The organism is Methylobacterium nigriterrae, from assembly GCF_037106235.1.
Taxonomy (GTDB): Bacteria; Pseudomonadota; Alphaproteobacteria; order Rhizobiales; family Beijerinckiaceae; genus Methylobacterium; species Methylobacterium nigriterrae.
The window spans coordinates 68,485-80,262 of sequence record NZ_JBAWTG010000008.1 but is presented as its reverse complement, the minus strand read 5'-3'; the positions used below and the strand labels follow the sequence as shown (position 1 = coordinate 80,262).

Annotated in this window: 9 protein-coding genes; 2 read left to right on the top strand and 7 right to left on the bottom strand. The window is 70.0% G+C overall.

Translation table 11 applies throughout. The features are described from left to right. Positions 1–8: 8 nt before the first annotated feature. The 4 genes from pheT to rpmI form a co-directional block, all read right to left on the bottom strand. Positions 9–2,432, bottom strand: coding sequence for a phenylalanine--tRNA ligase subunit beta (gene pheT, locus WDW90_RS07390; RefSeq protein WP_336486697.1), 2,424 nt, complete (start codon positions 2,430–2,432; stop codon positions 9–11). Between the two features lie 96 nt (positions 2,433–2,528). After that, entirely contained in the window at positions 2,529–3,611 is a 1,083-nt protein-coding gene (gene pheS, locus WDW90_RS07385; RefSeq protein WP_336486696.1) for a phenylalanine--tRNA ligase subunit alpha, read from the bottom strand. Positions 3,612–3,778: 167 nt separating this feature from the next. Continuing rightward, positions 3,779–4,150 carry a 50S ribosomal protein L20 gene (rplT, locus tag WDW90_RS07380; RefSeq protein ID WP_336486695.1) on the bottom strand — a complete coding sequence of 124 codons (372 nt, stop codon included), beginning with the start codon at positions 4,148–4,150 and terminating at the stop codon, positions 3,779–3,781. 46 nt (positions 4,151–4,196) lie between these two features. Beyond that, complete coding sequence (gene rpmI / locus WDW90_RS07375; RefSeq protein WP_336486694.1) at positions 4,197–4,400, bottom strand: 50S ribosomal protein L35; 204 nt, start codon at positions 4,398–4,400, stop codon at positions 4,197–4,199. A gap of 429 nt (positions 4,401–4,829) precedes the next feature. Between rpmI and WDW90_RS07370 the strand changes: the two genes are divergently transcribed. After that, the gene (locus tag WDW90_RS07370; RefSeq protein ID WP_336486693.1) at positions 4,830–5,963 is read left to right on the top strand and encodes a glycosyltransferase family 4 protein; all 1,134 of its coding nucleotides are present in this window, start codon (positions 4,830–4,832) and stop codon (positions 5,961–5,963) included. 156 nt (positions 5,964–6,119) lie between these two features. Further along, positions 6,120–8,453, top strand: a complete 2,334-nt coding sequence (locus WDW90_RS07365) for an amylo-alpha-1,6-glucosidase (protein WP_336486692.1) — start codon at positions 6,120–6,122, stop codon at positions 8,451–8,453. Positions 8,454–8,815: 362 nt separating this feature from the next. Here WDW90_RS07365 and WDW90_RS07360 read toward each other — a convergent pair whose 3' ends face one another. The 3 genes from WDW90_RS07360 to WDW90_RS07350 all read right to left on the bottom strand — a co-directional run bounded on the left by WDW90_RS07360 (position 8,816) and on the right by WDW90_RS07350 (position 11,741). Beyond that, positions 8,816–9,661, bottom strand: coding sequence for an FkbM family methyltransferase (locus WDW90_RS07360; protein ID WP_336486691.1), 846 nt, complete (start codon positions 9,659–9,661; stop codon positions 8,816–8,818). 84 nt (positions 9,662–9,745) lie between these two features. After that, positions 9,746–10,267 carry a translation initiation factor IF-3 gene (gene infC / locus WDW90_RS07355; protein WP_246696561.1) on the bottom strand — a complete coding sequence of 174 codons (522 nt, stop codon included), beginning with the start codon at positions 10,265–10,267 and terminating at the stop codon, positions 9,746–9,748. 241 nt (positions 10,268–10,508) lie between these two features. Beyond that, on the bottom strand, positions 10,509–11,741 hold the full coding sequence (locus WDW90_RS07350; RefSeq protein ID WP_336486690.1) for a glycosyltransferase family 4 protein: 1,233 nt from the start codon (positions 11,739–11,741) through the stop codon (positions 10,509–10,511). Positions 11,742–11,778 lie beyond the last annotated feature (37 nt).

Genomic DNA, 11,778 nt, shown 5'->3' with positions numbered 1-11,778 from the left:
GCCTCGTCTCAGCCGCGGAGCGTCGCGCCGGTCTTGCGCGCGACTTCCTGGACGATCCTCGCGCTGACCGCCTCGATCTCGGCATCCGTCAGGGTCTTCTCGACCGGCTGCAGGCGCACCGCGATCGCCACCGACTTCGAGCCCTCCGGGATACCGGCGCCCTCGTAGACGTCGAACACGTCGATGCCGGCGATGAGCTTGCGCTCCGCCCCTTGCGCCGCCCTCACCACGTCGCCCGCCGCCACGTCGCGGCCGACCACGAAGGCGAAGTCGCGGGAGACCGGCTGGAAGTCGGAGAGGGCGAGAGCCGGCTTGGCCTTGGTGGGCTTGTATTTCGGAAGCGGCAGCGCCTCGAGGGTGATCTCGAAGGCGACGAGCGTCCCCTTGAGGTCGAGGGCCTTCATCACCCGGGGGTGGACCTCGCCGAAATGGCCGATCGGGTTCTTCGGCCCGAATTGCAGGGTTCCGGAGCGGCCCGGATGCAGCCAGGCTGGTCCGCCGGCGGCGATCTGAAGGCCGCCGGTGGGGACGCCCAGCGCCGCGAGCAGCGCGAGCGCGTCGGCCTTGGCCTCGAACACGTCGACCGTCGCGGCGGCGCCGTCCCAGTGGCGCCCGCCGCCGGCATGGCCCGCGCTGCCCCGGCGCGTGGCCGCCGCGCGGATGGTCTGGCCCTCGGGCTCGTCATTCGCGAAGCATTGCCCGACCTCGAACAGGGCCGCGTCCGGATAGCCGCGGTCGGCGTTGCGCTGGGCGGCCCGCAGCAGCCCCGGGACGAGGCTCGGCCGCATGTCGGACAGGTCCGAGGCGATCGGGTTCGCGAGCGCGAGGTCCGCACCGCCGCCGCCGAACAGAACGGCATCGGCGTGCGGGATGAAGGACCACGTCAACGCCTCCATCAGGCCGCGGCTCGCGAGCGCCCGCTTGGCGAGGCGCGTGCGCTTCTGAATGACGGTGAGGACGGGCCTGCCCACGGCCTGCGCGGTGCGCGGCAGCGGCTTCGGCTCGATGCGGTCGAGGCCGGCGATGCGGATGATCTCCTCGACGAGGTCGGCCTTGCCCTCGACATCGGGCCGCCAGGAGGGCGGCAGCACCTTCACGCGGTCGCCCGTGCCGGCCACGTGGAAGCCGAGCGTCTCAAGCGTCACCTTCATCTCGGCCCGCGACAGCTCGATCCCGGCGAGCCGCCGCACCTCCGTCCAGGGGAAGTCGATGATGTGCTCCGTCTCGGGCGGCTCGCCCGCGATCGCGGGCTGGCTCGGGGCGCCGCCGCAGATGTCGAGGACGAGGCAGGTGGCGAGATCGAGACCCGGCAGCGTGTAGGCCGGATCGACGCCGCGCTCGAAGCGGTAGCGCGCGTCCGTGATCACGCCGAGGCGGCGCCCGGTCTGGGCGATGTTGGCCGGGTCCCAGAGGGCCGACTCGATCAGCACGTCGACCGTGCCCTCGTCGCAGCCCGAGCCCTCGCCGCCGATGATGCCGGCGAGCGACTCGACACCGCGCGCGTCGGCAATCACCACCATGTCGTCGGTCAGCGCGTAGGTGCGCCCGTCGAGGGCCTTCAGCGACTCGCCCGTGCGGGCGCGCCGGACGGTGAGGCCGCCCGCCACCTTGGCGGCGTCGAAGACGTGCAGCGGCCGGCCGCGGTCGAACGTCACGTAGTTCGTGATGTCGACGAGCGCGTTGATGGGGCGCAGGCCGATGGCGCGCAGGCGCGCCTGCATCCAGGCGGGCGACGGGCCGTTGCGGACCCCCCGCACGAGACGCAGCGCGAAGATCGGGCAGAGGCCGCGATCGGCCGGCTCGAAGTCGAGGCTGACCGGGACCGGGCAAGCCCCCTCCCCCCGCACGGGCGGCAGCGGCTCGCGCTTGAGCGTGCCGATCCCGGTCGCCGCGAGGTCGCGGGCGATGCCGTGGACCGAGGTGCAGTCGGGGCGGTTCGGCGTGAGGTTGATCTCCACGACCGGGTCGTCGAGGCCCGCATAGAGGGCGTAGGGCTCGCCCACCGGCGCGTCCTCGGGCAATTCGAGGATACCCTCGTGGTCGTCGCCGAGGCCGAGTTCCGCGCCCGAGCACAGCATGCCGCGGCTCTCGACCCCCCGGATCGTGCCGACCGCCAGGGTGATGTTCTTGCCCGGCACGTAGGTGCCGGGCGGCGCGAAGACGGATGTCATGCCCGCGCGCGCATTCGGCGCGCCGCACACGACCTGCAGGGGCTGCCCGTCGCCCGCATCGACCGTGCAGACGCGGAGGCGGTCCGCATTCGGGTGCTGCTCGGCGGTGAGGACCTTGGCGACGACGTAGGACCTCAGCTCCGCCGCCTTGTCCTCGATGCCCTCGACCTCGAGGCCGATGCGCGTCAGCGTCTCGGCGATGGTATCGAGCGAGGCCTCGGTGTCGAGGTGGTCCTTGAGCCAGGAGAGGGTGAATTTCATGGGTGCCGTCCCTCGGCGCCCGACCCGCGCAGCGGCGGGGACGCCCGTCAGGAAGTGAGACGACCCGGTCCGGGCCGGGTCGCGCGGATGATCAGGTCAGCTCGTCAGCCCGCCGACGAGGCTCGGCACGTCGAGCGGCCGGAAGCCGTAATGGTCGAGCCAGCGGAGGTCCGCATCGAAGAAGGGGCGCAGGTCCGGAAGGCCGTATTTCAGCATGGCGATGCGGTCGATGCCGACGCCGAAGGCGAAGCCCTGCACGCTGTCGGGATCGAGCCCGCAATTCCTCAGCACGTTCGGGTGGACCATGCCGCAGCCCAGGATCTCGAGCCAGTCGTCGCCCTCGCCGAAGCGGATCTCGCCGCCTTTGCGCGAGCACTGGATGTCGACCTCGGCCGAGGGCTCGGTGAAGGGGAAGAAGGAGGGCCGGAAGCGCATCTTCACGCCCTCGACCTCGAAGAACGCCTTGCAGAACTCCTCGAGCACCCATTTCAGGTTGGCGATGTTGGCCGAGCGGTCGATCACGAGCCCCTCGACCTGGTGGAACATCGGCGTGTGGGTCTGGTCGGAATCGTGCCGGTAGGTCCGGCCCGGGATGATCACGCGGATCGGGGGGGCCTCGGCGCGCATGGTCCGGATCTGCACCGGCGAGGTGTGGGTGCGCAGCACCTTGCGCTGCCCGGTCCGGTCGGGCGCCAGGAAGAAGGTGTCGTGCATCTCGCGGGCCGGGTGGCCGGGCGGGAAGTTGAGCGCAGTGAAGTTCAGCTCGTCCGTCTCGATGTCGGGCCCCTCCGCCACCGAGAAGCCCATATCGGCGAAGATCGCCGTGATCTCGTCGATCACCTGGCTGATCGGATGGATGCGCCCGCGGGCCTCGGGCGCCTCGCGGACGGGAAGCGTGACGTCGACCCGTTCGGCGGCCAGGCGCGCCTCGAGGGCGGCCTCGGCCAGGGCCTCCCGCCGCCCGGAGAGCGCGCCCTGCAGGCGGTCGCGCAGGCCGTTGATCAGGGGGCCGCGCGCCTTGCGCTCGTCGGGCGTCATGGCGCCGAGCGTCTTCAGGAGATCCGAGACGCTGCCCTTCTTGCCCAGAGCCGAGACGCGCACGGCTTCGAGCGCGGCCTCGTCGGCGGCCGCCTCCACCTGGGAGAGAAGGTCGCGTTCGAGAGTGTCGAGATCGGTCATCGCTGTCTCTGGCCGGATGCGCCTCGGGAACGACGCGCGGGAGGTTTTGCGGTTCGCGCACGCGGATGCAAGCGCGGGCGGACATCGAAACCGTCCGAAAATGACGAAGGCGCGGCGCTCCTGGTGCGCCGCGCCTCTCGCCGGAAGTCCTGTGATGCGAGGGCTGCTCAGGCGGCCTTGGCCGAGGGCAGCGCGGCCTTGGCCTTCTCCACCACGGCCGCGAAGCTCGCGGGCTCGTGGATGGCGAGTTCCGACAGCGCCTTGCGGTCGACCTCGATGCCGGACTTCGCCAGGCCGTCGATGAAGCGCGAGTAGGTCAGGCCGTGCTCGCGGACGGCGGCGTTGAGGCGCTGGATCCAGAGGGCGCGGAAGGTGCGCTTCTTGTTCTTGCGGTCGCGGTAGGCGTATTGCAGGCCCTTCTCGACCGCCTGCTTGGCGATGCGGATCGTATTCTTGCGGCGGCCGTAATAGCCGCGGGCGGCCTTGAGGACTTTCTTGTGCTTCGCGTGACTGGTCACGCCGCGCTTGACGCGGGCCATGGTCGATCTCCTGGATTACGAGAAAAGCAGTTCGGCTAGTGAAGGATTACCGGCTGTTGGGCAGGAAAAACTTCTTCACGTTGGCGGCGTCGCCCTCGAACAGGGTCGTGGTGCCGCGCAGGTTGCGGATCTGCTTCGTCGTCCGCTTGATCATGCCGTGACGCTTGCCGGCCTGGGCGTACATGACCTTGCCGGTGCCGGTGATCTTGAAGCGCTTCTTGGCGCCCGACTTCGTCTTCAGCTTGGGCATTTGGCTCTCCTACGCGCAAAACCTGTCCGGCCGGTGAGAACCGGGGAGATGCGCTCGATGGATGCTTCTGGTGGAGCAACACGAACCGCCACGGCAGCCCTGTCTGGCCGGGCGGTTCGACGCGGGCGGGCTTATGACAGAAAAGCGTCGGCCTTTCAATCGCCTCCGTGGCGATGGGCGGTCGGCATGCCTGTGCCGGGCGTCCGGGCGCACCGGGGTGGCCCTTTTCCTGCTTCGACGCCGCGAGAACCGCGGTCGGCCCGCCCCGGACAATCAGCATTTCGGGGACATCCGGGGAGTATCGCGGAACAGTTGTAGCCGCAGGCGAGGCGCAGGAACCATAACCTTGGCTGTCAGTTTCGTTCATGTCCCACTCAGGCCGGATCGGGTTAGCTCTCCGAAACGTTCGCCCTCACAGGAGACTTTTTCGTGCGCATTGCCCAGATCGCCCCGCTCTCGGAGGCCGTGCCTCCGAAGTTCTACGGCGGCACCGAGCGCGTCGTGTCCTGGATCACCGAGGAACTCGTCCGGCAGGGTCACGACGTCACGCTCTTCGCGAGCGGCGACTCGGAGACCTCGGCGAAGCTCGCGGCGTGCACGCCCGAGGGTCTGCGCCTGCTCGGCTACCGGGACCACACCGCGAGCCACCTCGCGATGCTGCACCAGATCCGCCGCCGGGCCCACGAGTTCGACATCCTCCACTTCCACATCGACCTGCTGCAGTACCCGTTGTTCGAGGACCTGAACCACAAGTGCCTCACGACGATGCACGGCCGCCTCGACGTGCCGGACTTCATGCCGGTCTACAAGACGTTCACGGGCATGCCGCTGGTCTCGATCTCCGACAACCAGCGCGAGCCGATGCCGCCGAACGTGAACTGGCTCTCGACGATCCATCACGGCCTGCCGAAGGAGAACTGCCCGTTCTACCCGGAGGCGAAGGGCGGCTACCTTGCCTTCCTCGGCCGCATCTCGCCCGAGAAGCGTCCGGACCGCGCCATCGAGATGGCCAAGCGCTCGGGCGTGCCGCTGAAGATCGCGGCCAAGGTCGACAAGGCGGACCAGGAATACTGGGATGAGGTCATCGAGCCGATGACCCATCACCCGCTGATCGAGTATATCGGCGAGATCAACGAGGAGCAGAAGAAGGACTTCCTCGGCAACGCCCTGGCTCTCGCCTTCCCGATCGACTGGCCGGAGCCCTTCGGCCTCGTGATGATCGAGTCGATGTCGGCCGGCACGCCCGTGATCGCCTTCCGCAACGGCTCCGTGCCGGAGGTCATCGCCGACGGCGTCAGCGGCGTCCTGTGCGGCAGCATGGACGAGGCGGTCGCGGCCGTCGAGACCGTGAAGGGCATGAGCCGTGCCGGCGTCCGCCGCCACTTCGAGGGCCAGTTCACCGCCGAGTGCATGGTGAAGAAGTACGTGGCGGCCTACGAGCGCCTTCTCGCCGGCCAGCACGACGTCATCAAGCTGCCGACCGCCGCGGCCTTCGCTCCGCATTACGGCGAGATGAACGGCTCGGCGCGGCCCTCCCTCTCGGCTGCCGCGATGCCGGCCTGAGGCCACGCATCGGCGAGCGCCGGCCAGGGTTAACAGAGCCTGGCCGGCGTCGTATGATCGCCTAACTGAGTCGGTCCCAAGGGCCGCCGCTTCGCCGAACGAGCGATCCGGCGGCCCTTTCGATTCGTGCCCCTCGACATCCGGAGATGCCCAAGCATGGCGGCAGAAGACATGACGGCGAAGGCGCACCCCGCCGCGAGCCAGGCGCCGCAGCGCGTCCAGGGCTTCCAGAACGCCGACGAGGTTCTTCCGCAATACCACATCGAGGCGCAGACCTCGCTTGTCGAGCGGCCGCTGCGCTCCCTGAAATACGGCGAGGCCTTCGCGGTGCTCGACAGCTACGGCGATATCGGCGTGCTGCCGGGTCCGGAGGGCCTCTACTTCCAGGACACGCGCTACCTGTCGCGCCTGCACTTCACGGTCGAGGACCAGCGCCCGCTCCTGCTCTCCTCGGTGATGCAGGACGACAACGGCGCCCTCAGCGTCGACATGACGACGCCCGATATCCGCATCGACGCCCACGACGAGACCACGATCCCCCGCGAGGTGATCGCGATCGAGCGCACCAAGTTCCTGTTCAAGGGCAGCTGCTACGACCGCATCGGGCTGCGCTCCTACGATTCGCGGCCCCGCAGCTTCCGCCTCACCGTCACGTTCGACGCCGATTACCGCGACCTGTTCGAGGTGCGCGGCACCAACCGGGCGCATCACGGCAAGCGCTCCGTGCAGGTCGCGAGCGACCACGAGGTGCAGTTCCGCTACGTCGGCCTCGACGAGGTGGTTCGCACCACGGCCGTTCACTTCGGGCCCAAGCCTCGCGAGATCGAGCCCGGCCGGGCGACGTTCGCGCTGACGCTGAAGCCCGGCGAGCGGGCCTCGCTGTTCATCCGGGTGGTGTGCGAGTCGCACCGCGCCTTCACCAGCGCGCCCGCCGCCGAGAAGGTCGGCGAGGATGCGGCCGCGGGGCTCGCGCTCGCGGCCGGCAGCACGGGCGTGCGCCCGCCCAAGGGCCTCGCGGAGGGCGTCATCTTCGCCCGCGCCTATCGCGACGCGCGGCGCGACCAGCGCCAGCTCACCGCGGGCATCACCACAATCATCTCCTCGAACGACCAGTTCAACGAGGCGGCCTGCCGGGCCACCGCCGACCTCTACATGCTGGCGAGCCGGACGCCCGAGGGGATCTACCCCTTCGCCGGCATCCCCTGGTACTCCACCGTGTTCGGGCGCGACGGCATCATCACGGCCATGATGGCGCTCTGGATCGACCCGAACTTCGCCAAGGGCGTGCTGCGCTACCTCGCCTCGACCCAGGCCAAGACCGTCGACCCGGCCGCCGACGCCCAGCCCGGCAAGGTGCTCCACGAGACCCGCCGCGGCGAGATGGCGATGCTCGGCGAGGTGCCGTTCCGCCACTATTACGGCACCATCGACGGCACGCCGCTCTTCGTGATGCTGGCCTGGGAGTACTACGCCGTCACGGGCGACCGGGACACGATCGCCCATATCTGGCCGGCGCTCGAACGCGCGCTCACGTGGATGAACGAGTACGGCGACCGCGACGGCGACGGCTTCGTCGAATACGCCCGCGACACCGACAAGGGCCTGGAGAACCAGGGCTGGAAGGACAGCCACGATTCGATCTTCCACGCCGACGGCCAGCTCGCGAAGGGGCCGATCGCGCTCTGCGAGGTGCAGGGCTACGTCTACGCCGCCAAGAACGGCATGGCCAAGCTCGCCGCGATGCTCGGCCACGACCCCATGGCGGAAGCCCTGACCCATCAGGCCCGGGCCCTGCGCGAGGCGTTCGACAGGTCGTTCTGGAACGCCGAGATCGGCACCTACGTGCTCGCCCTCGACGGCGAGAAGCGCCAGTGCGCCGTGCGCTCCTCGAATGCGGGCCACGCCCTCTTCACCGGGATCGCGCTGCCGGAGCGGGCGGCGAGCGTGGCGGCGCAGCTCCTGTCGAAGGACGGCTTCAACGGCTGGGGGGTGCGCACGATCGCCCGCGGCGAGGCCCGCTACAACCCGATGTCGTACCATAACGGCTCGATCTGGCCGCACGACAACGCCCTGATCGCCCTCGGACTCGCGCGCTACGACCTGAAGCCGGAAGCCTCGCGCATCTTCCAGGGCATGTTCGATACCGCGCTCTACCAGGACCAGAAGCGCCTGCCGGAGCTGTTCTGCGGCTTCATGCGCCGCCGCCAGCGCGGGCCCGTGGCCTACCCGGTCGCCTGCAGCCCGCAGGCCTGGGCGGCGGCCGCGCCCTTCGCCTTCCTGGCCGCCTGCCTCGGGCTCGAGATCGACCATGCCCGCAACCGGGTGCGCTTCCGCAACCCGACCCTGCCGGCCTTCCTCGACGGCGTCTCGATCTTCAACCTGAAGCTCGGCCAGTCCCGGATCGACATCCGGCTGCAGCGGCACGACGACGACGTGACGGTCAATGTCTTGCGCCGCAGGGGCGACGCCCAGGTGGCGATGGTGAAGTAGGGAGCGGCGCGACGCCGCTCCGGCCCGGACGCGGAAAGCACATCGCGGCGGGTGCGAGGCTCGCCCTCCGCCCGGGCGGGAGAAGGGGCCAGGCGCAAGGCGTCGCGACGCTCGCCTACCCCGCCCGGACCCGCCTCATACGGCGTCCGCTCGATCCCTTCGGTTCGGCGTTGACCGTCCCGCCCTCGGCCTCATCCTAAGGCGCCGCAGCGTAGCGGAGGCCTCGAAGGAGGGTTCCAGGGAGCGCAGGGGCCGCTGGAGGCCTCCTTCGAGGCCGCTGGCGCAGCGCCTCAGGATGAGGGCGAGGGTGGGACGAGGTCGAGAGCCCTTACCTATACCGAAGGGATCACGCAGATCCCGCCTCAGAACCCGAGCCGGCGCCGCCAGCCCCTGATCCCGCCCTCCCGCTGCATCGCCTTGAGGCGATCCAGCCGAGCGCCCGAGCGGGCACCGACGAGGTCGGTGTTGCAATGGTGCTGGATCAGGTGCGTGTGCAGGAAGTTGTAGACGCCCATCTCCCGCACGGAGGTCAGGCGGCCGTAGCGCCAGACGTGGAGTTCCGGGAAGGCATCGAGCAGCCATTCGAGGAAGCGGCGCGGGCTCCTGTCGTAGGACGCGATCTGGCACCAGGAGTTGAACTCGAGCATCACGAGCGGCTCGAACCGTGCGAGCGTCGCCTCGGCGCCCGCGAGCGCCTCCTGCTCGAAACCCTCGATATCCATCTTGATGAAGTCGAGCCGCTCGAGCCCGCGCTCGGCCACGAGATTGTCGAGGGTGCGCAGCGGGACCGGCGTTCCGGAGGATGCGGCCATGTCGCCCTCGGCGACGACGTAGCCGAAGGTCGAGTTGTCGAAGAACGGGACGGTGCCCTCCCGCGCGCCCACCGCGCAGTGGATTGGCCGGATCACCGAGGCGCCGTGCTCGTAGACGTTGCGGGCGAGCGCCGCGAAATTCCGGGGCGCCGCCTCGATCGCGTAGATGCGCCCGCGGGTCGCCACGTCCGCGGCGATCAGGGTCGTCAGCCCGATATTCGCGCCGACGTCCAAGGCCACCGAGTCGGGATCGAGCACCGCCCGGCAGAGCGTGCCGAAATGCCGAAAGCCCCGGCCGCTCGTGTAGCGCGAGAAGGCGTAGTCGCCCGCCGGCGCATGGATCAGCCGGAGCCGGCCGGCCAGCGGCACGCGCCGCGAGAGGAAGGCTTCGCTCACAGGGGGCCACGCACAAGACGGCGCCGCCCCGGTTGAGGCGGCGCGGACGGAAGGTCGGGCATCATGGAAGGCGGCGCGCCACGCTCAGCGCGGCGCGAGGATCATGATCATCTGCCGGCCTTCGAGCATCGGCTCGCTCTCGACCTTGGCGATCTCGGCGGTCTCCGACTTCACGCGCTCGAGGAGCCGCAGGCCGATGTCCTGGTGCGCCATCTCGCGGCCGCGGAAGCGCAGCGTGACCTTCACCTTGTCACCCTCCTCGAAGAAGCGGTGCACGGCCTTCATCTTCACGTCGTAATCGTGCTTGTCGATGCCGGGGCGGAGCTTGATCTCCTTGACCTCGACCGTCTTCTGGCGCTTGCGGGCCTCGTTCTGCTTCTTCTGCTCGTTGAAGCGGAAACGCCCGTAATCCAGGAACTTGCAGACGGGAGGCGTGGAGTTCGGTGCGATCTCGACGAGATCGAGCCCGGCCTCCTCGGCCATCTGAAGGGCATCGAAGAAGGGGACGACACCGCGGTTCTGGCCGGTATCGTCGATGAGCTGCACTTCGCGGACGCCGCGGATGTCCCGGTTGGCGCGCGGCCCGTCCTTCTGCGGGGCCGGCATGGCTCTCATAGGTCTACGAATGGCTGTGTTCTCCTAAGTCAACGACGAAACGGCGGCCCTCGGCATCACCCAATGGGCTGCCCGACCACCGATCGCTCCGGCCTTTCCCGGATGCGACACCTTGGCCGAACCACGCGACAAGTCAACATCGCTCGTCTGCTTTGGTTCATGAGTCGCGGCCCGATGTCACCCGGGAACCGCGAAGTTGTCTCGAATTCTCGGGGCTCGAACCTCCGCCGCATCAAGTCATCGTGCTGCCGCGCTGCAACAGCTCCGTGTAAACCGCGAGCGTATCGCCGATCATGCGCTCCAGCGAGAAGTGCGCCTCGACATGCGCCCTCCCCCGCCGCGCGAGGGCATCGCGCGCGCTGGCGCCGAGCGCGAGGGCGTCGCCGATGGCGTCGGCGAGCGCCCTCGCATCGCCCGCCGGCACCCGCCAGCCGGTCCGCTGCGCCGGGGCGGCGTCGGGCGGGCTCAGCACGGTCTCGGGCACGGCGCCGAGATCCGACACCACGACGGGCGTGCCCAGCGCCTGCGCCTCGACCGCCGAGCGCCCGAAGGCCTCGGGCTCGGTCGACGGCACCGCCACCACCGAGGCCGCCCGGAACGCTGCTGGCATGTCGGTGCAATGGCCGACCCGCCGCACGATACCCTGCAGGCCGCGCGCGGCGACGAGCGCGTCGAGTTCGCGCTTGTAGGCGACGCGGCCCTGCGGATCGCCGGCCAGCACGATGGCAAGGTCGCCGACGCCCCGGTCGCGCATCAGCGCGGCGGCCTCGATCAGCACCCGCTGGCCCTTCCAGGCCGTGAGGCGGGCCGCCAGCAGGACCACCCGCTCGTGCGGCGCCACGCCCCAGGCGCGCCGCAGGGCCTCGACGCGGCCCGGCCCGACCGCCACCGGACTGAAGGTCGCGAGGTCGGTGCCCCGGTGGATCACCCGTACGCGGCCGCCGGCCTGCTCCGCGTGGAGGCTGCGGATCAGGTCGGCGGTGTAGTGGGAGTTGGCGATGACGACGTCGCCGCGGGCCATCACGGAATTGTACAGCACCTTGACGCCGGTCCGGCCCGAGTAGCTGCCATGGTAGGTCGTGACGAGCGGGATCCCGAGCCGCCGCGCCGCGCCGAGCGCGACCCAGGCCGGGGCGCGCGAGCGGGCATGGAGGATCTGCACGTTCTCCCGCCGGCAGAGCCGCACGAGGCGCCCGACGTTGAGCGCCATCGCGACCGGGTTCTTGGAGGAGGCCGGGAAGGGCAGCCAGACGCCACCCTTGGCCTGGAGCTCGCCGACGAGCCGGCCGCCCTCGGTCGCCACCAGCGCCCTGGCTCCGGCGGCGGCGAGGCCGGCCGAGACATCGACGGTGGTGCGCTCCGCGCCCCCCGCATCGAGCTCGGGGATGATCTGCAGGATGCGGGCGCCGACGAGCGGCGCGACCTCGGTCGGGAAGCCGACGGGAGGACGAGCTTCGCTGTTCATCGCCCCCGCCGCCCCCGCGGATCGCCTGCCGTGGATG

Coding starts and splice junctions, on each gene's coding strand:
- pheT (WP_336486697.1), bottom strand. CDS start 2,432: ATGAAATTCACCCTCTCCTGGCTCAAGGACCACCTCGACACCGAGGCC.
- pheS (WP_336486696.1), bottom strand. CDS start 3,611: ATGACCGATCTCGACACTCTCGAACGCGACCTTCTCTCCCAGGTGGAG.
- rplT (WP_336486695.1), bottom strand. CDS start 4,150: ATGGCCCGCGTCAAGCGCGGCGTGACCAGTCACGCGAAGCACAAGAAA.
- rpmI (WP_336486694.1), bottom strand. CDS start 4,400: ATGCCCAAGCTGAAGACGAAGTCGGGCGCCAAGAAGCGCTTCAAGATC.
- WDW90_RS07365 (WP_336486692.1), top strand. CDS start 6,120: ATGGCGGCAGAAGACATGACGGCGAAGGCGCACCCCGCCGCGAGCCAG.
- infC (WP_246696561.1), bottom strand. CDS start 10,267: ATGCCGGCCCCGCAGAAGGACGGGCCGCGCGCCAACCGGGACATCCGC.
- WDW90_RS07350 (WP_336486690.1), bottom strand. CDS start 11,741: ATGAACAGCGAAGCTCGTCCTCCCGTCGGCTTCCCGACCGAGGTCGCG.